This window comes from Methylosinus sp. RM1 (assembly GCF_011378635.1).
Classification (GTDB): domain Bacteria; phylum Pseudomonadota; class Alphaproteobacteria; order Rhizobiales; family Beijerinckiaceae; genus Methylosinus; species Methylosinus sporium.
Genome location: NZ_WOVC01000029.1, coordinates 1 through 20,145 on the forward strand (window position 1 = coordinate 1; position 20,145 = coordinate 20,145).

At 59.4% G+C, this 20,145-nt stretch carries 17 protein-coding genes and 2 pseudogenes; 3 read left to right on the plus strand and 16 right to left on the minus strand.

What is annotated here, in order from left to right:
• A pseudogene (locus FMZ75_RS16455) lies at positions 1-243 on the minus strand (IS701 family transposase); the annotation flags it as partial.
• 392 nt (positions 244-635) lie between these two features.
• Between FMZ75_RS16455 and FMZ75_RS16460 the strand changes: the two are divergent.
• The 3 genes and pseudogenes from FMZ75_RS16460 to FMZ75_RS16470 all read left to right on the plus strand — a co-directional run bounded on the left by FMZ75_RS16460 (position 636) and on the right by FMZ75_RS16470 (position 3,516).
• Entirely contained in the window at positions 636-1,211 is a 576-nt protein-coding gene (locus tag FMZ75_RS16460) for a polysaccharide biosynthesis/export family protein (protein WP_166144277.1), read from the plus strand.
• Between the two features lie 161 nt (positions 1,212-1,372).
• A pseudogene (locus tag FMZ75_RS22210) lies at positions 1,373-2,037 on the plus strand (transposase).
• A 292-nt stretch (positions 2,038-2,329) separates the two neighbouring features.
• Positions 2,330-3,516, plus strand: a protein-coding gene (locus FMZ75_RS16470; protein ID WP_166144279.1) for an IS3 family transposase whose coding sequence is annotated in 2 segments (ribosomal slippage) — positions 2,330-2,582 and positions 2,582-3,516 — 1,188 coding nt in all. Because the reading frame shifts where the segments join, the coding sequence is not laid out codon by codon here.
• A gap of 93 nt (positions 3,517-3,609) precedes the next feature.
• Here FMZ75_RS16470 and FMZ75_RS16475 read toward each other — a convergent pair.
• The 15 genes from FMZ75_RS16475 to FMZ75_RS16545 form a co-directional block, all read right to left on the minus strand.
• Positions 3,610-5,286: a glycosyl hydrolase family 28-related protein gene (locus FMZ75_RS16475; RefSeq protein ID WP_207783480.1), complete on the minus strand. Its 1,677-nt coding sequence runs from the start codon at positions 5,284-5,286 to the stop codon at positions 3,610-3,612.
• Positions 5,287-5,885: 599 nt separating this feature from the next.
• Positions 5,886-6,833 carry a glycosyltransferase family 2 protein gene (locus FMZ75_RS16480; protein WP_370464733.1) on the minus strand — a complete coding sequence of 316 codons (948 nt, stop codon included), beginning with the start codon at positions 6,831-6,833 and terminating at the stop codon, positions 5,886-5,888.
• Positions 6,830-7,963 carry a glycosyltransferase family 4 protein gene (locus FMZ75_RS16485; protein WP_166144283.1) on the minus strand — a complete coding sequence of 378 codons (1,134 nt, stop codon included), beginning with the start codon at positions 7,961-7,963 and terminating at the stop codon, positions 6,830-6,832. Before FMZ75_RS16485 ends, FMZ75_RS16480 begins: the two co-directional genes overlap by 4 nt.
• Entirely contained in the window at positions 7,964-8,563 is a 600-nt protein-coding gene (locus FMZ75_RS22215) for a putative colanic acid biosynthesis acetyltransferase (protein ID WP_166144284.1), read from the minus strand. It lies immediately after the preceding gene.
• Between the two features lies 1 nt (position 8,564).
• Positions 8,565-9,410: a bifunctional 2-polyprenyl-6-hydroxyphenol methylase/3-demethylubiquinol 3-O-methyltransferase UbiG gene (locus FMZ75_RS16495; protein ID WP_166144285.1), complete on the minus strand. Its 846-nt coding sequence runs from the start codon at positions 9,408-9,410 to the stop codon at positions 8,565-8,567.
• 50 nt (positions 9,411-9,460) lie between these two features.
• Positions 9,461-10,885, minus strand: a complete 1,425-nt coding sequence (locus tag FMZ75_RS16500; RefSeq protein WP_166144286.1) for a lipopolysaccharide biosynthesis protein — start codon at positions 10,883-10,885, stop codon at positions 9,461-9,463.
• Positions 10,886-10,967: 82 nt separating this feature from the next.
• The gene (locus FMZ75_RS16505) at positions 10,968-11,651 is read right to left on the minus strand and encodes an FkbM family methyltransferase (RefSeq protein WP_166144287.1); all 684 of its coding nucleotides are present in this window, start codon (positions 11,649-11,651) and stop codon (positions 10,968-10,970) included.
• A 253-nt stretch (positions 11,652-11,904) separates the two neighbouring features.
• The gene (locus FMZ75_RS16510; RefSeq protein ID WP_166144288.1) at positions 11,905-12,675 is read right to left on the minus strand and encodes a bifunctional 2-polyprenyl-6-hydroxyphenol methylase/3-demethylubiquinol 3-O-methyltransferase UbiG; all 771 of its coding nucleotides are present in this window, start codon (positions 12,673-12,675) and stop codon (positions 11,905-11,907) included.
• A 79-nt stretch (positions 12,676-12,754) separates the two neighbouring features.
• A complete protein-coding gene (locus tag FMZ75_RS16515; RefSeq protein WP_166144289.1) occupies positions 12,755-14,284 on the minus strand; it encodes a hypothetical protein in 1,530 nt (509 codons plus the stop codon).
• The gene (locus tag FMZ75_RS16520) at positions 14,281-15,339 is read right to left on the minus strand and encodes a glycosyltransferase family 9 protein (RefSeq protein WP_142864446.1); all 1,059 of its coding nucleotides are present in this window, start codon (positions 15,337-15,339) and stop codon (positions 14,281-14,283) included. Before FMZ75_RS16520 ends, FMZ75_RS16515 begins: the two co-directional genes overlap by 4 nt.
• A 46-nt stretch (positions 15,340-15,385) precedes the next feature.
• The gene (locus FMZ75_RS16525; RefSeq protein ID WP_166144290.1) at positions 15,386-16,111 is read right to left on the minus strand and encodes a class I SAM-dependent methyltransferase; all 726 of its coding nucleotides are present in this window, start codon (positions 16,109-16,111) and stop codon (positions 15,386-15,388) included.
• A gap of 213 nt (positions 16,112-16,324) precedes the next feature.
• Positions 16,325-17,260 (minus strand): glycosyltransferase, encoded by a 936-nt coding sequence (locus FMZ75_RS22220; protein ID WP_166144291.1) that lies wholly within the window; start codon positions 17,258-17,260, stop codon positions 16,325-16,327.
• Positions 17,261-17,403: 143 nt separating this feature from the next.
• Complete coding sequence (gene rfaE1 / locus FMZ75_RS16535; RefSeq protein WP_166144292.1) at positions 17,404-18,891, minus strand: D-glycero-beta-D-manno-heptose-7-phosphate kinase; 1,488 nt, start codon at positions 18,889-18,891, stop codon at positions 17,404-17,406.
• 93 nt (positions 18,892-18,984) lie between these two features.
• A complete protein-coding gene (locus FMZ75_RS16540) occupies positions 18,985-19,533 on the minus strand; it encodes an HAD-IIIA family hydrolase (RefSeq protein ID WP_166144293.1) in 549 nt (182 codons plus the stop codon).
• A 22-nt stretch (positions 19,534-19,555) separates the two neighbouring features.
• Positions 19,556-20,137, minus strand: a complete 582-nt coding sequence (locus FMZ75_RS16545; protein WP_142864451.1) for an SIS domain-containing protein — start codon at positions 20,135-20,137, stop codon at positions 19,556-19,558.
• Positions 20,138-20,145 lie beyond the last annotated feature (8 nt).

Below are 20,145 nucleotides of genomic sequence, written 5' to 3' on the forward strand. Positions count from 1 at the left end.
CGCATCGGCGTCCCACCGTCCGCGGCCCAGAACGGCCTGTTGTCGCCATGGCCCCGGATCGCCGGCGGCTTCCGCCCGCATCCAGCCGGTCTTGCGCCGCTCTTCTCCGAGTAGGCCGTCGAGGAAAGCTTCTGCCGATCGCGCCACGCGGTCTTGTGTGAACAACGGATGCATCCGACGTTTCACATCACGCAGCGACGACGCCCACAACTCCAGCGTCGTCTCGATCGAAGCTCCCGACATCCCATGACCCCCGAGACGAATCATGGTGGCTCAGTGAGTCAGAAACCGTTAAAATACGCAACTGTAATGTTAGGAGGCTTTGTAACCAAGCATGAAGTTCACGGACAGGCTCTTAGCGATATCAAATAGCGATAATATACTCTGTTGTAGATGATCCCGAAGGCGGGGCATTCAGAGGGCCGAAGCAAGATGGAGACTGTCCTTGGACGACGGATATCCGGCATCGAATGAAGCGAGGGACCCACTCCACGATCAGTGGCCGTTCGTAACGTAGCGAAGATATCAAAGCTCCTCGCCGGGGCATTTTTTCAGTTCGACTCTTTCTCGCGTCCATCGCATTGGGAACAGTTCGTGACAATGGAATCCGAGGCATGTGTCGAGTGAAAGTGCTTATGACGAGACAATCGTTCTTCCTCCTTCTGGCGATGGCGTTGATCTTGACAGGTTGCGATATCGTGCCCTTGCCAGGACCGAGCGTCGGAAACGAGGCGCGCCTCGCCAATCTCGCAGGGACTCCCAGACTGCAGCCCGGCGACAAGATCAAGATCACGGTTTTCGGCGAGGATAAGCTTTCGGGCGAGTATGATATCGACCCCGGCGGCTTTGTTTCCCTGCCTTTGGCCGGAACAATTCAGGCCGGCGGTCTCACCAAATCGGAACTCGAGCTGTCGCTCGCAAAGAAGTTTCGTGGCGAATATCTCCGCGACCCCAAGGTGACGGTCGATATAGCGACCTTTCGGCCGTTCTATGTCCTCGGCGAGGTCGAGAAGCCGGGCGAATATCCATATAAGAGTGGTCTCAACGTCGTCAGCGCCATCGCGGTCGCGGGGGGCAGCACCTACCGCGCCAGTCAATCTCGAATACTCATCCAAAGAGCCGGCGGTCGAGATTTTCAAGAATATCCGCTGACGCCGACGATCCCGATTCATCCAGGCGACCTCGTGCGTGTGCCGGAACGGTATTTTTAAAAATTCGACTTCGCCGAGAGGCGTCATATCTCCGGCCCAATGGAAGCCTGAACTGATGGGGTGGATGCCCCCTTCGGCCGGCGTCGTATGATGTCGGAGGGCGCCCGGAAGGGGGGCGCGACGAAGGAGGTCATTATGGCGGAAGTCCATGTCTTGTCGATTTGGCAAAGCGCAGCTTTCAGGTCTGCGGAACGGCTCGCGGCGGGGCAGTTCTATTCGATCGCACAGTTTCGCGTTCGAAGCTCGAGAAGCTCTTGCGCGGGCAGACGCCCTGCATCGCCGCGATGGAAGCCTGCGCCACGAGCCATTGATCGGGGTCACGTAGCGCAAGGCTTCGGCCATGAGGTTCCCGCCTCATTCCTCCAATTTACGTGAAGCCCTTCGTCAAGCGCCAGAAGAACGACGCCGTGGATGCCGCGGCCATCGCCGAGGCCGCTCTGCGACCGAATATGCATTGCGTGGCGGTCAAGAGCGCTGAACATCAGGCGCGGGCGGTCGCTTTTCGGACGCATCAATGTTTCGTCAGACCGCGAACGCAATTGATCAATTCGCTGCGCGGCCATCTGGCGGAGTTCGGGATCGTCGTCGCCAAGGGACCAGCGAACCTGAAGAGCCTCGTGGAAATGATGGACGATGCAACTGTAGATCGACCGGCGCCATGAGCCGAATCCGCTGGATCGTCCGCAAGGGCGTGCTGCCCGACAATTGGCTGGGCCGCATTCTCGGGCGCAAGCCGCGCATGGTCGCGGCCGTCGCATTGGCGAACAAGATGGCCCGTATCATCTGGGCCATGATGATGCGCGAACAGAATTATCGGATGGCGTGATCCGTTCGCTTCCGAGAAGAGCAAGGCGGAGAAGCGCTGAAAGGGCCGGCTCGGAGCCGGCTCGGCGAGGAGATCGACCGACGACATATGCGGCAAGGACTTCAATGTTCAGAATGGGGAAAGCCAGTCCCGGCGCTCGAGCAAACCAAGCTCTCTGAACCGATGTGGACCCTGTTCTTCGAACTGCATGCCGGCACGTGGCGCACTTCAGGCCACGACAAGAGACCTTGACGTGCCCCTGAAAAATCCCCCCAGCATCGATTAGAGTCCGGCCGATTGCAGGACGGACACGATGAAGAAGAAACGGTTCACGGAAGAGCAGATCATCGGGATTTTGCGGGAGCAGGAAGCCGGCGCGAAGGCGGCGGACCTCGCGCGCAAATATGCGGTTTCGGAGACGACGCTCTACAATTGGAAGGCCAAATTCGGCGGCATGGACGTTTCCGAGGCCAAGCGGCTGAAGGCGCTGGAGGAGGAAAACGCGCGTCTGAAGAAGCTCTTGGCCGATCAGATGCTCGATGCGGCGGCGCTTCGCGAACTCCTGGCAAAAAAATGGTAGGGCCCGCCGTCAAGCGCGACGCCGTCGCGCACCTTCGGGCCGTGATGGGCCTGTCGGAACGTCGGGCCTGCCGGATCGTCGCGATCGATCGCAAGACGGCGCGCTACACGTCGAAGCGCCCGGCCGACGCCGAGCTTCGCGCCGAGCTGCGCGATCTCGCCAATGCGCGTCGGCGCTTCGGCTACCGGCGGCTGTTCGTCTTGCTTCGTCAGCGGGGCGAGCGCTCGGGCAAGAACCGCATCTATCGGCTCTACCGCGAGGAAGGGCTGACGGTCAAAAAACGCCGCGCGCGCCGCCGCGCCGTGGGAACACGGGCGCCGATTGTCGTCGAGGCGAAGCCGAATGCCCGATGGTCTCTCGATTTCGTGCACGACCAGCTCGCCAGCGGCCGACGATTCCGCATCCTGAACATCGTCGACGACGTGACGCGTGAATGCCTGGCGGCGATCCCGGACACGTCGATCTCCGGCAAGCGGGTTGCGCGCGAGCTGTCGGCGCTGATCGAAAGGCGCGGCAAGCCCAGCATGATCGTTTCCGACAATGGGACGGAATTCACCTCGAACGCCGTCCTGTCCTGGTCGGAGGCGAACAAAATCGAATGGCATTTCATCGCGCCCGGCAAGCCGATGCAGAACGGTTTCTGTGAGAGCTTCAACGGCCGCATGCGGGACGAGCTGCTCAACGAGACGCTGTTCTTCGGGCTCGACCACGCGAGAGAGAAAGTTCGCTCTTGGGTCCACGATTATAACCACCGGCGCCCGCACTCTTCCCTCGGCTATGCGACGCCGGCGGACTATGCGGCCGCGCTCACCGCAACAGGCGATCGGCTGCGCAACCCTGACCAGCTCCGCCGATCGCCTGTTGCTCACCCCACGCCCGCGGGCGTATCAACCGCCGGGACTCAACTCGCCGCTGGATGAAACTTCGGGGGCACGTCAACCTGACACACGACCGATAGAAGCGCCGAGCCCGAGTAGTCGCCGAGAAAATCACCTTGCAAAAGCGGGGGACTCTCAACGCGATACTTCGGAACGTTGAACGTCCACGAACGCATTTTTCCGTCGATAGACGCCATCCAGCAGTCCCTGCCGGACAATCCCAACGTCCGCATGTTCGATCGAATTGGCCTCCACGATGACGTCCTTCACGCTTGCGAAATCGGTCGAACGACCGTTGATTTCGATATGGGCGTTTCCTTCCAGGCGATTGCCTCGAATGATCACGCCTCTTATCAAAGGAGTTCGATTGTGCCGCCACGGCGCCACGAATGCGCCGAGGATCGAATCGCCGGCTTCCGTCGCCGCATTGGAACCGCCGCGGTACACATTGCCGTCCAGTATTCGGTTATCGAGAAACTGAGTGCCCCAGCTCGCTTGCACATGATGGTACCAGAGAGCCCAATCGACAAACCCACCCGAGCGCTCGGAAACGTTTCCGACCACATAGCTTTCGAGCGCGGTTCCATATAGCTGCACCGCTATGCCGACGTCGGAAAAATAATTGTCGACATAGAGGTGATGGGTGCGAGCCGGGACGATCGTGACGATGGAGCTGACGTCCGGCTCAATCTGCAGCGGTTTGTCGAGCGTAATCCGTTCTCCATCGCGGGCTTCCACTGTCGCGAACTGGCCCGCGCCGCGTCCACCGAGCACAAAAAGCGTTGCGCCGGTCCAACTCGGGGAGTCGGCAAAGGAAATCGACCCGGGAATCGCAGCGGCGGTCGACGGTGACGCGATCGCAATCGCTCCATCACCGATCGGCGCGACGGCCCCGTAATAGAATCCACCGGGACCGTCGGTGGTGACCGCCTCCCGATCCCAACCATACATTCGTTCGAATGTATTCGCATAAAATAGAACATTGCTCGACGCTAAAGACGTTCGAATCGGAGAGACGCCGCCGCCGCTGGCGGTGACGTCGACTCCGGAGATGACATTGCCCTCGAAGATGACGCCATCTCCGCCATGGACCGCGTACCAGCCGCCGCGGCCATTATAGAATTTGTTGCGGGCGATATATGCGTTACGCGGCGCGAGCAATTCGAAAGCCCGTGACGAGCCGTAGAGGTCCGAGTCCGTGACCTCGATGTCCGCGCCGCACAACCGCAATGTATCGGCTCCCGTGCCGGTCGCCTGGTAGAGCGACTGCTGCAGTCGATTTGCGTCGGCCGCCGAAATATGTCCCCGATAAGCCGAAGCGCGAATGGTCACGCGATGCAGCCGCACCCTGCCGCCGTTTTTCGGCTGGGGCGCGCATCCGCCGTCGACGACGTGGCGATGGTTCGAGGCGTAGAGCGTCACGTCCTCGAGGCCGAAGTCGCCACCGCCTTCGACGAGCGCTGGAGGCGGCGCCGCGAAATCCGTCCATATCAAGGCGACCAGGTCGCGGCGTTCGCCGCGCAGGATGACGCCGGCGGGAATGTGCAGCGCATTGGACAATCGGTAGCGGCCGCGCGGCAGACGCACCTCGCCGCCGCTCTTGCCGGCTTCACTGAGCGCATGCGTGATCGCAGCGGTGTCGTCGACGAGTCCATCGCCCTGCGCGCCGAAGGATTTGGCGTCGATCGACACGGCGGGGCGCGTCGGCGATCTACATATCTCGAACGTCCCGGCGTCGACCGCGCCGAAGGCGCCGCCCTGCCCATTTTGTAGTCGCAGTCGATATAGGCCGACGCCGAGCGAGGTCGGCAAGGGGAATGAGGCGTCCCACATCGTATGACGCTGCGGATGCAGAGCGGCGACGATCGCGCCGTCGGAGGTCGATAGCGAAAGCGTCACGTTTTCATTTCGAGCGATGTTGCGGCCCAATATGCGCAAGACGCCGCCCGGCGTCGCGCACGACCCCCGATCGCCGTGACTCCAGAACACCGCTGGCGCGTTCAAAACGCCGCTCACCGAGCCGTCGCGCGTCGCGAGCGTGTATCGATACACTCCGCTCCCGACATGAGTCGGAACGGTGAATTTCACCGATGTCGACGATGGCTGCACCGGATCGACGCGGATCGGCGGCGGCAACGCATCCGTGTCGTCTCGAACCCGCTGCACGAAAATGCTGTCGATCTCTTCGAGACCGGCGCCGGTGACGAGGACCGTTTCGTCTGGACCAACGGGGTCGCTCGCATAAAATATGCTCGGCGCCGCGGCGCAGACGCCCACGAGCCCCACCCATCCGAGCAATGCCGAAATCGAGCCGGCAATGGCGTCACCGATATGCATCGTGAGCTCCTTGTCCCGACGTCCGACGACGCGCGGCCAATTCGATTCGCATCGGGAAAAACAGCGAGCGTGATCTATTCCGCTAGAACCGCCAAACGGGTAAGGCGGGCCAATTCTTTGCGAGCAATGTGCGGATCGAGATCGCGCGGAATCTGACGCTCGAGTTCGATCAATTTCACGCCGACCACAAAACGATACCAGAATCCTTGCAAGAAATGATAGACGAGGCCCTCGACGCCGTCGAGGAAGCCGAGCTGCGCTGTGTATCGATATAAAAAATACAGCGTCGGTCCGATCGGGAAAGGCAGATTGTCGTAGAATGCTCGCTTTACGATGCGTTTGCGTCCCGCTTGCCCCGCGAGGCCGTCGCTCGCGTCGTCGTCGAATCCAGCTAGGCTGCGGCGGCGCGCGAACGCCTTGGTTGCTTCGCGGGTCGCATAATGATTGTGCTTGTCGATGAAGAACGAAATGTCTTGCAAATTGTGATCGCGGAATCCGCCCACGAAATTCACTGTTCGGCCGCCCCAAACGACAATGTGTTCATCCATCCAGCTCTGTTCGACTCGCCCGAACCCGCTCCGCCAGAGACGCAGCAGGTGGAGCGGATACCGTCCGCCGTGCGCGATCCAGCGACCGAGAAAAATGTGCTTGCGGTTGAGGTGAACGCCGACAATGTCTTTCGCCAGCTTCGGAAGGTCTTCGCGAATTTCGCGGGCCAGATCGTCCTCGACGACCTCGTCGGCGTCGATTCGCAGCAGCCACGTCGCATCGGTCGCGATATGATCGAGCGCCCATTGGAACTGGATCGCCTGGTTGACAAACGGGTTCTGCAGCACTGTCGCGCCGTGGCGACGCGCGATTTCGACGGTATCGTCGGTCGAAAACGAATCGATCACGAAGATCTCGCCGCAAAATGTTCGGATCGACTCCAGACAGCGAGCGATATGAATCTCCTCATTATAGGTCAGCACGATCGTCGCGAGACTCGGCGTATCCAAAGCGGGTTTCGACGATGCGGTCACGAGCGCGCTCCACGATATTTTGCGAGTTCGACGAAATCGGCCATGAACAAATCCGCGACTCGGTCGGCGTCGAAGTTCTGCGACGTATGGATGGCCGCGGCGCCGAGAGCGTCACGCAGCTCGGGAGATTTCATGAGCAATTCGAGCGCCTGAGCCAGGGCCGTTTCACCATTGCTCCGGTGATCGAATACGAATGCGTTGTCGCCATTCGCCGCGAAGTCGTCAAAGCAGGCGAGAGCGGAAACCACGACCGCGCAGCCGCACGCCATCGCCTCGAGCGGCGCCATGCCGAACGATTCGCCTTGCTCGGCGACGGACGGATAGACGAAGATGTCCGCGGCGCGCAGCCTCGAGGCGAGTGCGGCTTCATCGAAAATCGCCGGCTCGAAAGTGACTCGTCCTCCCGCGCGGCGACCGAGCGTTTCGAGTTCGGCGAGAAATCCGGCTCCATCGCCGCCCTCCGCGACAGCGCTCGGCCCCAATAGCGTCAATCGCCAATCTCCATGGTCGCGAATCTTCGAGAACGCGCGGATCAGCAGATCCAGCCCCTTTTCGCGAGCGATCCTGCCTGCATAGAGAATCTCTTTCCGCCGCGACCCACGCGACGGCTCGCGCAATTGCGTGAAGGTCGCAGACAGCGCGTTAGGAATGACCTCGACCCGCTCGGCAATTATCGGCGATTGGCGCAGCATCGCATCCGCGACTGCGCGAGACACCGCCTGCAAGCGGTCCGCCCGCCTGTAGAACCGCATTTGGCCTTTTGGAAAGCGCGCGACGCTGACGTAAATCTTGCCCGCGCGACCACGCGGAATGATAAGCGGAAGAGAGACGCTGTTGGTGATGGTCACGTCGGACGCCGGCAATACGGCGCAGACCCATGCGGCGTAAGCGACGTCGAACAGGCGATAGAGGAGCCTTGATCTCGGCGCGTCAATCGATGGCACGCGCAAATAACGGACGCCGTCGCGCGTCTCCTCGCGGGGCAGCTCGCCGAACTGGCGTGAGATCAAGGTTACGTCATGGCCTTTTCGGGCGAATGCGACGCATAAATTCTGCCAGATCCGTTCGACCGCGCCGCCCCGGAGAGGCGGAACGGGCAGATAAGGACCGATCACGCAGGATATCCGCATTCAAAGCGTCTCCGACGCTGTCGTGGACGGAGAGGGTCGCCAGATACGTGGCTTGATCGGCGCTGCGGGATTGCCGCGATAGACGGTCCAAGTCTTCGTATCCGTGAAGGCGCAGGCGCGGGCGCCGAGCACGCAGCCATCGGCGATCGTGACGTTGGGTCCGACGAAAGCTTCCGCTGCGATCCAAACATCGTCGCCGATGACAATCGGTCGTGCGACGAGTTGAAAATGGCGGTCCCGGAAGTCGTGTGCGCCGGCGCAGAGAAAGGCCCGCTGCGACACGACCGTGCGGGCGCCTATGGTGATCGGCGCCATATTATAGCAGTCGACGTCCGGTCCGAGCGTCGACCAGGGACCCAGTTCGAGATGGGCGGGAAGCCAGATGCGCGCGGACGCCGCGACGGCGGCCTCAGGAGAAACTCGGGCGCCGAAGAGGTTGAGCAGAAACACGCGCCAAGGGCTCATCACGCCCGGCGTCCAACGCGCGAACAGCGTCCATACGATGATCCACAGCAGTCGCAGCAAGCGATTCGATAATGAAAAGCTCGCGCCGCGGCCGAAATTCGCCGAATCGTCGGCTCGAAGAATTGTCGCTTTCACGTCAGGCAGCCTTCGTGTCGCGGCGCCGCGCGACGATGCCCAGCAAGATCAGCGAAGCGATGAACGCGTATTTGCGCGAAGGGTATTTTATCGGCAATTTGTCGACGCGCCATGCGCGTCCGAGATATGCCTCTAGGTCGGCTCCCGAAACCATATGCACCGCGTCGAAGTCGCGTCGCCACGCGGCATGGAACACCGCAGGGTCGACGACGACGTGGAATTTTGGACGGCCTGTCAGGCGCGTGACCAAGGCGGAGCAGACGAGAGCAAAATTCACGATCAACTGCCGCAGGCGGCTCAAGTGGCGAATGGCGGGCGGAATATAGAGTGGGGATGTATATTTCGGACAAACGATGATGAGCCGCCCGTCGGCGCGTAGCATGGAACGCATGATGTCGAGGCACTCCGCAGGGCGCGTCATATGCTCATAGGCGAAAAACGAGACGACGATATCGAACGGTTCATCGAGTTTCAGTTCCGTCAGAGCGCCGACCATGAGAGGAATTTGCCTCTCCCGATAGAATGTCGCGTTGGTCGGGTTGATGTCGTGGGCGACGAAATCGAGTTCTCCGACGGACAAGGTACGACGAAGATAGTCTGGAAGGTCGCTCTTGCCGGCGCCGACTTCTAGTATTCGTATACTTGATCTTGAGGCTACGATCGAATGGGCCATTGCCGCGATGGGTTCGAAGAATAGCGACTTGTCCGCGGACGCCGCGCAATCGTAGTAGGACGCATTGCTTTCATAGAAGGTCAGCAGATTCGCTTCCAATGCGCCGATCGCGTCCGCGACGGCCGGATTGTTGGACTCCACGATCAACGGGACGGCATGCGCTGCATTCGGCATTTGTTGTTCTTCCCTTGACGCCTTCGAGTGTGAACGCCGAGAGTCCCGGCTTATCGGCGCGATATGTCTTGGACAGTTCCGCGAGCTCTCGTCGTCAAGCGCTGCCGGACGAAAGTGAGGGGTGACTGAAAGGAAGAGAAATCGAACAAAAGCGCCGATACTGGCAATTCGAGCCAGTATGCGACAGCGCTCGTGACGATCAGCGATACGCCGAGTTCGCCGAGAATGCCCCCGACCAACATGCCTTCGACGCCGTAGCGGAGCGATAGAAGCGCCCCGCATCCCAGCGCCCCGACGCTTGCCACGAGCATCCAGAACGATAGGCCGAACATCCTGTTCGTCGCATTGAGGGCCTGAGCGCAAACGCGTCCGAAATGATTGGCGGCGAACATCAGACAGGTGAGAAAAAGCAGATGATATTGGAAGATAATTTGACCTTGCGTCCAAAAAGCGAAAATGAACGGACCGACCAGAGCCGCCGCGAGCGAAATCGCCATGAAGACGACCCAAGCCCCATGTGTGCCCGTGCGAACGAGGCGGGCGATCTCCGGCAGATTGCCTTTTCCTGCATTTCTGGCGAATTCGATTTCTAGCGGCGAGAGAAACACCATTACGATTTGATCGACCAAGCGCATGGCCGTTCCGTACAAGGCATAGATCGACACTGCGGCGCCGCCGCTCACGAGACTGAGCACGACTCTCGGACCGAGCAACAAGACCGCTTGGGTAGAAAAATTCGAAATCAAAAATCCGGATGCCGGACGCAACTGCTCCAGAACCCATCGTCTTTCGAGACCGTGCAATTTGAACGAGACCCATGACGCCTGCCGTTTGGCCAGAAAGGTCACGACCAAAAGCTCGAGGATGCTCAGTCCGGCCATTGCCCAGGCGATCGTGGAGGGTCGGACCTGCCAAACCGATAGAAGGATCGACACGGAAACCAATTCAGTCAAGCGAACCGTACCAGACGCGAAATAGACGAGGCCGTAAGCTCCTTCCGCATATAGGGCGCCGACCGCCGCTCCGCGCAGCGTTTGAGCCAATATGCTGCAGACCATCGCTACGACGATCGCCACGCATTCAGCATTCGCGATGTAGACAAAATTCAAGCCGACGTGAAAATCCACCGCCGACAGGCCGAGTGCTCCGATCAATAGCAGAGGCGCGACCACGGATAGGCAGAATGACAGCGTCATTCCGAGCTGCCTCTGGGCCCGATCTAGATCGCGGGCGCCGACAGCCATGATGATTTCGTTCACCGATGGCGTCAGGATGCCGAAATTCGAATAGCTCAGATAGGACGTCAGCGAAGTGAGAGCGATCCACTCGCCATAGCCCGTTGCGCCCCATCCTCTCAACATCAGAGGGACCGATATGACCATCGAGCAGGCTGCGATCAATCTTATGAAGATCTGACCCGACATGCCGGCCAGCAAGCGACGTACGAACGCGCGATCGTGTTCCTTCGACGGCATTATTATTGCTCGTAGATGTGAGGCCGGCGGCAATTACGGGTTTTCGAGCGCTCGTCGGGTCGTGAACACGAGCGGCGTTTGGTCAAGGGCAGATATCATTTGAAAAGCTGAATATGTTTTCCCCGCGAATTTGAAAATCGCGCGCGCCGTAGCGCAACATCGCTCTCAGAAAGTTTGTGGAGTTTCCAGTAAATGGCCGTAAATTGTCATGGAGCTCCAAAATAATTAGGGGCGCCTTTGCGACCCATTCGATATTTTCCTCGAACAATTCCGATTCGAACCCCTCGATATCGATCTTGATCACGAACGCCCTCTCATTTTCGCGAATGAGTTGCGGGATCGTAACCGTGCCGACGCCTGCGGAATCCGTCGTCTCGCGAGTTTGAAACGCCCATGCACCCATGCGTGGGTCGTCGATGGAGACTCGCGAAACACGTGAGTGGATCGCCTTCTGAATGGTCTCGACGCGACTCGGACCGACGTTTCTAGAAAGAAGCGCAAAATTACTTGCCTCCGGCTCCACGGCCACAACTCTGGCATCGGGAAACTTCAAAGAGAAAAACAAGGGAGAAGCTCCGATGTTCGCGCCGCAATCAATAATCAATGGGGTTAATCCTTCACGAATGATACTATCATGGCGTTGTTTTAGGCGTGGCCAGAAATACATATTTTCTAGATTATATGCGCCATGAATAAATACATGAGAAAAAACCTTGAAGTCGGTCGAGTTCGCACGCAACGCAATATCGTATCTTTTGCCATTCATATCGAATATCATCCATGTGTTACGTGTGCTCGGCCTCATCCGCAAGCCATTGCAACCCTCCAGGTACATTTTTACAAGTTTGGCGGCACGTCTCATATTGCTACCTATTTCGTTGGATTTGCTAGGCGCCGACGGGAATCGCACGGATCGCATGCCGCTTCGAGATATTGTTAAAGAGCCGGGTTCGTATCGCATTCGAGCGCTGACGCCCGCGCAACACGCTCCATGCGCGAGTCCATGCGACGGAGCCTGGTTACTTGCGCCAGACGGTTCGAACAATTGAGTTCAATCCGAGCCAGGCCAGCGCGCCCTTGACGGCATCTTTTGGGCCGTGTCCCTGCGGATACGCAAAATGGAACGTTCTCTGGAGATGAACCCGGCGATAGCCAAACGCGCCAAATAATTTTGTCAGCGAACGAACGTCGAAATAGTTGACGTGGTGGTCGAGATAATAGTCCCAGTCGTCTCCAGCGAGACGCGCGACACCGCCGCTGGCGTCCGGAACTTCGATGACGATCACACCGCCGTCACGCAGGGAGAAATCGAGACGCGCGACGACGCGCCGCGGCTCGGGAATATGCTCGAGCACGTGGAACAGCGAAAGTACGTCGAAGCTGCGCCGATTTTCCTCGAGGAACGGAAATATGCTGCTCTCCCGCCAATCGATGTCCGGGTAGCGCCCTTTTAGGAAATCGATCGCTCGCCGGGATTCTTCGACGGCGACGACGTCATAGCCTGCGTTTCGAAATGCGAGCGCCGTCTCTCCGATGCCGCAGCCGAGTTCGGCGACGCGACCTTTGGACTTGAAGCGCCCGACCATATCGACACGCGCTTTGTTCCATGGGTTCACGACGACGTCGCAAGGGCGCCAATGTGCATAATAGTCGCCGTCGTCGTATGGAGAAGACCATTTCGCGAGATCAAAGAAGCGGAAGCCGCAGGTTTCGTTGCGGCACCGCAGGATCGGCGTCGCCTTGACGTAGCTCGAAATGTCGGCGTCGGCGGCACAAATCGGACATTGCATCTGAACATCTTTCCCGCTCGAGGTGTCCTTCGATCGCGCGAGCCGCGCGTCGACGGCGACGAGATCGCAATCGGCCCGCCTAACGCGCCTTCATCGCGAAGCCGACGCCTTTCAAAAGAAACAACGCCAATAATGTCGTAGGAAACCCGCGGACGACCGGAACGAGCATCGTTATGATCGCTGTCGTGAACGTTAGGCTAATTGCGAACTGGCTAAATATAAGAATAAGAAAAACGCGGCTACCGAGCGCGTCCAAAAAAACGCGATACCAAAAGACGATCAGCGCCATGAAGAAAAACGACGCGACGAAGGCAAACGTCCATCCGCCCATCGTGTAGAGTTCACAGACCGAGGTGATCATGGGAAACCCGATATTGCCGACGTCGCGCAGTCCCATGTCCCAAGTTATGATATCCGCGTAGCCTTCCGTTTTTTCTATGCCGACATAGGGCATCGCATTGACGAGGATGTCTGCCAATCGATCCCATCGAATGCGGTCGATGGCGCCCGAAAGTCCGCATACGGAATCGGCGTATGGCAGATTGACCAATCTAGTTATGAATCCGGAGTCGAGGCCGAAATAGCGAGTGCCGAACGATCCTTCGAGCAAGGAAAGCCGGAGTCTGTCGGTTGTTTCCTGCCTTATCGCCGATTCACCGAACGGAAATAGAATCGTCTGCAACGTATCGATAGACGCGAATTTTTCGACTGTCGGCCATAAGGCGCTTCGTCCGGTTCCCAGAATGCCGGTGCTGCGGACATTGATTTGCGCATCGGAGAATGCTGTGAAGGCACCGAATGCGACATAGGCGACAATCAATATCCCTGCATTCCAGACACGGGGCGCAAAAATCAGATAGGCGAATATGAGGAATAGGCCGAATGAAAAGAGAACACTTCGTCCGTTGAGCGCGAGAGCGACAACCGCGGCGAAGCCAAAGGAAATCCACAACAGGCCGCTTTCCGTGAAGCGGCCGCGGACAGCTCTCAACTCCAGCGCCAGCCCGAGCCATGTCATGAAGCTGATGGCGCCGGCGACCGACGATACGGTCGGATTAGGAAAGATCGCAGTGACGGACAAGGAGACAAGTCCCACCGCCACGATTAGACCTCTGAACCGCGACAGCACTCTCATAGCCGCTTCCGAGCGCAGGAACGCGGCGGGCGATCCAATCCTGAAAAAATGAACGAAGCCCGCGGCCAGAGCGGAGGCGATCAGCAACAGCAATCCGAGGGACGAAGCGTGAATCGGTGAAAAAAGGCCGTCTTCGATCGGCTTTAGATGCGTCGCGGCGTATAGATAGGTCGAAAACGACCAGAACCACGCAGTGTTAGAGACGAGAAAAAACAAGAAGCGGTCCTTGATCGCCACGAATAGGCAAACTGTGATCAAGAACATGAAAGCGTGAATGATGGTAAAGGTCAGTTCCGCGAGAGGCGCGTAAACGACCAGAAGAATCGCATAGCCGCAGAGGAGAAGCGCGAAGAATTTCGAGAGGCGCCTATCGAACCGAGCTGCGAGAGAGGCGTCGCATTCGAAATTCCGGGGCGCCCGCCCTCCGAGCGATATAGATGGCGTTAGCGCGCTCATTTGCAGCAGATTGCTCATCGATGTTCGCTTCTTTCCGCGGCCAAGTCGCAAAGCTCACGCGAAACTCGGCAATGAGACCCTACCGTCTCGAGCAGAAGTTTCTCGACAGAGGCGAGAACCTCGTCGATCGCGATTCGGCGTACGCCGCACATGTCGTGCAGGCAAATTTGGCGTGCGCCGATGGGGTGCCATTTTTTTGGCGGATTATTATCGCCGAAAAGCGCGACGAGCGGCACCCGGACTGCCGCCGCCAAATGCATCGGGCCGCTATCGTGACCGATAAACAAGGCGGCGCGTTCGAGCGACGCGGCGGTTGCACGCACCGACAGTTTGCCGCACAGATTCAGCGTTGACCCGCTCCAGGCGAGTCGAGCGCATTCGGCTCTCTCGCGATCGTCCGCTCCACCGACAATAACGAGGCCGAGGGCTGGATGACGCCGCGACAGCATCTGAAGCAACGCTGTCCATTTGTCCGCACCCCAATCGTTGCTAGCGAGCTTTCCGCCCATGTTGATCGCCAGGAAAGGGCCCTCCGGCAAATGCTTTCGGGCGATCTCCCGTTCGTTCGGCGTGAGCATCAAGTCCCAGCTTGCGGGAGCGCCGAGATCGATTGGGCCGAGCTTCGTCAAAGAGCGTGCGAGACGCGCACATTCTCGTTCGACTTCGCCCGTGCGCTCGTTCAATCGCCGCAGACGCAGCGTCTCCTGGGAGACGCCGATCGCATCGTCGATGCCGCAGGTTTTGAGGAACAGCAGATCGCGACGCAACGCCAACGGCGAGCGCTCGGGCATCAGATAAACCATCCGGTCGGCGCCGGTCGCGAGAATCTCGCGGCGCAGACGTAGCAACGCCATCGGAGAGCGCGTGCCGACCGGATAGGCGAGTTCTCCGTGAATGAGACCGGACCCGCCCAGGACCTCGGCGAGAGAGCTCGTCGCGCCCGACACTGGAATATTCGTCAACGCGATCCGACGATCCCGCGGAAAGGCGCGCGCAATCGCGTGAAAGCACGGCAGAGCGACCACCGTGTCGCCGATGCTGCCCAACCGATAAATCAGCAATGTCTTAGACATGTTTCTGCTTTGGCGTCGTCGCCGCCCGGCGACCGAAGGCGTTCGTCTAGCTCTTGTGGGCGATGACGAATATGTTGAGAGTCAGCAGATAGCCGCCTAGCGCGCCGGTTTCGACGGCCAGCCGAAACATAGCCGCGAGTCGTATCATGCGCCACAGGCGGAGGCGCATGAAGCTGACGATTCCGCGCGCCACGGGTTCGTCCTCTTCCGCTTCGACGTTATCGAAGCCGATCGTCCCCAACACCTGTCGCATCGACTCGCGCGTAAAGGCGCGTTCATGCGTGATGTCGCCATAGCGCATCCTTCCGGCATATGGCGACGCGCCGTTGGGGACGTGGATCAAGAATTTCCCGCCGCTCTTCAGGATGCGCAGAACATTCTCGCACACGTCCCAAAGCTTCTCATGATCGAGATGCTCGAGCACATCGAAAGCGCAGACGACGTCGAAACTGTCGTCCGGCTGCGCGGCGAGGAACGTCAATGCGTCCTCGAGCTCAACGGAAAACCCGACTGCTCTGGCTTTTGCGACCATTTCTGGCGACAGATCGACGCCTTCGAGATTTTCGACGCCGAGGTCTCGCGCGACGCGCAGCAATGCGCCGTCGCCGCATCCAAGATCGAGAAGGCGTAGACGCCTGCCGATCGTCAGATGGCGGGATAGCAGGTGTCGAATCTGCGCCTTTCGGCCAGGCGATTCATCGGCGCCCCGATGCGAATAGACCGGATGGGTGGAGGCGTAAGTCGAAAGATAGGCATTTTGTCGCTTGGACACGCCGCTCATTCTCCTTGTGGCGAAGCCGCGAATTATAGATGCGCCGTTTCGTTCAATGGCAGCCGGCAGTAGCTGCCGGCTGCTCATTGTCGACTGCCCACGACGGCAGATCGTTTCGCTCACTTCGCGGCGAGCCTGACTCGCTTCCTGTCAGTCTCGGCAAGGGTCGCCGAGCTTCGCGTCAATACGAGCTGCGCAGTAGATCAGAGACCGCTAGAAGCCGAGATAGGAAAGCACATAGAAGATGCTCGCCTCGTTGAAGGAACGATTGGCGACGACGCGACGTCGGCCCGCCTCCGCGACACGCGACCGACGTCTTTCGTCCGCGAGCAACGCGAAGCACAGATCAGCGCATTCTAGCGCATTTGACCAGAACACCGCCTCCTCATTTTCGCGGTACAGTCGCTCATGATCGATGCTGCGCTCGGCGCAGAGCAGCGTTCCGACCGCCGGGATTTCGAACGACCGCGTCGTATGGAGGTCGAGGTTTCCCTTCGACAGAAGAACGAGACCGACTTTTGTGGCGCTGATCGCCTTCACATATTCCGCGTCGGCGAGCCGCTCTTCGACGACACGATCGCCCAGAGCCTCGAATTCTTGGGCGCGCCGCCAACGCGGACCGAATATTTTCAACGGCACGCCCCGCCGGACAAGCTCGAGAAGAAACGGACCGCGTTCGGGCATCCAGGTGCCGACGAAGGCTACCTCCGAGCCGTAGATGCGCAAATCCTCGTCCGACAGCTCGGGACGCCGATGAACTACCTCATCGGCGCTCATGTTGACCCGCAACGCCCGGCGGGCGCCTGAGCGCAAAGCCTCGTCCACGCATCGATCGCGGGGAGCGACGAACAAATCGTAATGCGTCAAAGCGGCGAACAGCAGACGCCAGCGCCTTCCGTCCCGTGGCGCGAAGCAATTATCGATGTGGTAGAGGATGACGACTCCGCAGGAGCGACGCATTGTTTCCACGCAAGCGGCGGAGATAATATCGCCGGATTCAACCCAGGCGAGGTCGAAGCGCTCGCTCGCGATCGCGGCGCCGACCAGCCGCGCGACCAGCCCGGAGAAGCCTAATGCGCCGGTCTTGAACGCCCAGGCGTGCAATACCGAATTGCCCCTGAATGCTTCATAGGGATTAACTGCTGTCACGAGGTGGCCGAGGCGGCGAAAAGCGGCTAGTCGATGCCCCGATGTGCCGGCTGTCGGTCCAACGAACAGAACACGCAAGCTATCAGGCGAATTCTTATCTTTCATGCGAACGAGGTCTGCGCTTCGGAGATTTTGGCTATCGCTCAAATTGCCCTCGTCGAGTCCGCGCTCATCTTCTGGAGGATATTGGTCGTGCTTCTTCCGTCGAGAAGCGAATGTGTCAAAACGCGTCCGCCGCGGGAAAGGACATAATCCGCGCCGACCACGGCGCTCGCGTCATAGTCGGCGCCCTTCACCAGAAGATCGGGCGCGACGATCTCGATGAGGCGCAAAGGCGTATCCCCGTCGAAGACCACCACCATGTCGACGGCGTCGAGCGCGGCCAGGATCGCGGCGCGGTCGTATTGCTTGTTGATCGGCCGTCCAATTCCCTTGAGCCGCGCGACCGACGCGTCGCTGTTTAGTCCGACGATCAGCCGATCGCAATTTGCGCGTGCATATTGCAACGAACGAATGTGACCGGCGTGAATAATGTCGTAACAGCCGTTTGTGAATCCAATCCGTAGATTGGCTCTGCGCCATCCTTCTGCTCGCGTGACCGCCGATTCGAACGACCGGATTTTTTGCAGGCTGCCATCTATCCGATAATCGTCCCCACAAGACATTTCAGCGAGCAGCTCCTGCTTCGTGACCGTCGCCGTTCCGCGTTTGCCGACGACGATGCCCGCCGCGCGATTGGCGAATGTCACTGCCGAATTGACTTTGGCCCCCGCGGCGAGGCTGAGAGCGAATGTCGCGACAGCGGTATCGCCGGCGCCCACCACATCGAACACCTCGCGCGCGGTGGCGCGCGAATGAAAGGCTTCGCCGTCGCGGGGAACAAACGACATTCCGCGACTCTCTCGGGTGATCAGCACGCCTTCGAACGACGACATGGCGAGAATGGCGCGCCCCGCGCATTCCGCCGCTCTATCGTCTGCGACGGCGACGCCTGTCGCAGCGAAAGTTTCCTTGAGGTTCGGAGTGATGAAGGTCGCCCCATGATATTTCGCAAAGCAATCTGACTTCGGATCGACGATGATGGGAATGTTCCTCGGTCGAGCCAGATCGCAGATCTCGCTCACCAGCGCCGAGGAAACGCAACCTTTGGCGTAGTCGGAGATCACGATGGCCTCGCATTCCGATATCCATTTGCGGCATTCTTTCAACAGCGCCTCGAATATGCGATCGGAAACCGGAGTGACCAGCTCCTCGTCGACTCTGAGCACCTGCTGGCCGCCGGAGATGAAACGATTTTTCTGGGTCGTCGGTCGTTCTGGATCGCCGATGCAACAGGCGTTGACGATGCGCTCCGAGAGAAGGATGTCCTTCAGCTCGACGCCGGCCGGATCCACTCCGACAACGCCGACGAGACTGCAGCGCCCTCCGAGCCGAGCAATGTTCCGAGCGACGTTCGCAGCCCCGCCGGCGAACGACTCCACCGAGCTCTTCGCTAGGACCGGAACTGGTCCTTCAGGGGAAATGCGCTCAATCGAGCCGGAGATGAAACGGTCGACCATCAGGTCCCCCACGCACATGATGCGTCGAGAGCCGAAATTCGAAACGACGTCTTCGGAACGATCTATAGTCATTGCCGTTCGATCCCACTCTTATGTCTCGTGACCGCCGACGTGTCGAACTGCGTTACAAAAAACATTTTGCTTCGCGACAGTCGTGTCGACTGCTCAGCCCTGCGCGACGAGCAGGTTTCTGACGATTTGCGCGGCGTCGGCCATATTCTCCGCGATCAGCCGCCCGTGCGTGCGCGCCCAATCGAGATATTCTCTGCCGTGACCGCTGAGAACAAGAATCCCTACGGCGCCGATCGCGCAGGCCAGCTCGACGTCCGAGCGCTTGTCGCCGATGACGAACGAGTGAGAACAGTCGATGTCGAACGTTCTGGCGGCCTCTCTGACGAGGCGCGGCGCCGGCTTTCTGCAGTCGCAACGATCCGTCGGATCATGCGGACACACGAGCCAGCCCGATATAGATGCTCGACCTTCTGCGAGGAGAAATTCGACGCGTCGATTGACCTCATGAACCGCTTCGATCGGAAATAAGCCCTTCGCCACGCCGGATTGGTTCGTCACGCCGAACAGCAGGAGCCCGTGGCTCTGGAAGAAAGCCAGGGCTTCCGTGACGCGGTCTTCCAGCTCGACGAGCGCAGGGTCGTACAAATAATGGCGCTCCCGGATGAGAGTGCCGTCGCGATCGAGAAATACCGCTCGCTTCATGATTTTCGTGTCTTGCGCCATGTCAGGACGCAAAGCCCAGTTCGGCCTCGAGCGCGGCGCATAGGCTATGGCCGATGAGGATGTGGATTTCTTGAATCCTCGCCACTGTCCTCGAGGGAACCTCTAAAGTCGCGTCACAGATCTGTGCGAAACTGCCGCCGTCGGCGCCGGTCAGCCCGACCGCGCTCGCGCCAATTCGCCGAGCGGCCTCGACGCCGAGAAGAACATTTCGGCTGCGGCCGGATGTGCTGATGCCGAAGACGATATCGACATCGCGCGCGATCGCTTCGATTTGTCGAGAAAAAATATATTCGAAGCCGAGGTCGTTCCCGCAAGCGGTCAGCACCGACGTGTCGGTGGTCAGCGCGAGGGCGGGAATGGGCGGTCTATCGCCCAAAAATCTCACCGCCAACTCCGCGGCGATATGCTGCGCGTCCGCCGCGCTTCCTCCGTTTCCGAAAAAGATCAATTTTCCGCCTGCCTCGATCGCCCCTCTGGACAGTTCGACGACGCGTTCGAACGGCTGGGCCAGCGCCTCGAACGAGGCTTCGATCAGCGCGGCATGTTCGGCGATCGCCGTTTCGAGAATGTCCCTCGGTCTCACAGATGACT

Excerpts from the sequence above, each read along its gene's own strand:
- rfaE1 (WP_166144292.1), bottom strand. The coding sequence starts at position 18,891 with ATGACTATAGATCGTTCCGAAGACGTCGTTTCGAATTTCGGCTCTCGA.
- FMZ75_RS16495 (WP_166144285.1), bottom strand. The coding sequence starts at position 9,410 with ATGCCGAATGCAGCGCATGCCGTCCCGTTGATCGTGGAGTCCAACAAT.
- FMZ75_RS16505 (WP_166144287.1), bottom strand. The coding sequence starts at position 11,651 with ATGAATGGCAAAAGATACGATATTGCGTTGCGTGCGAACTCGACCGAC.
- FMZ75_RS16520 (WP_142864446.1), bottom strand. The coding sequence starts at position 15,339 with ATGTCTAAGACATTGCTGATTTATCGGTTGGGCAGCATCGGCGACACG.
- FMZ75_RS16460 (WP_166144277.1), top strand. The coding sequence starts at position 636 with ATGACGAGACAATCGTTCTTCCTCCTTCTGGCGATGGCGTTGATCTTG.
- FMZ75_RS16485 (WP_166144283.1), bottom strand. The coding sequence starts at position 7,963 with ATGCGGATATCCTGCGTGATCGGTCCTTATCTGCCCGTTCCGCCTCTC.
- FMZ75_RS16540 (WP_166144293.1), bottom strand. The coding sequence starts at position 19,533 with ATGAAGCGAGCGGTATTTCTCGATCGCGACGGCACTCTCATCCGGGAG.
- FMZ75_RS16515 (WP_166144289.1), bottom strand. The coding sequence starts at position 14,284 with ATGAGCAATCTGCTGCAAATGAGCGCGCTAACGCCATCTATATCGCTC.
- FMZ75_RS16500 (WP_166144286.1), bottom strand. The coding sequence starts at position 10,885 with ATGCCGTCGAAGGAACACGATCGCGCGTTCGTACGTCGCTTGCTGGCC.
- FMZ75_RS16510 (WP_166144288.1), bottom strand. The coding sequence starts at position 12,675 with ATGCAATGTCCGATTTGTGCCGCCGACGCCGACATTTCGAGCTACGTC.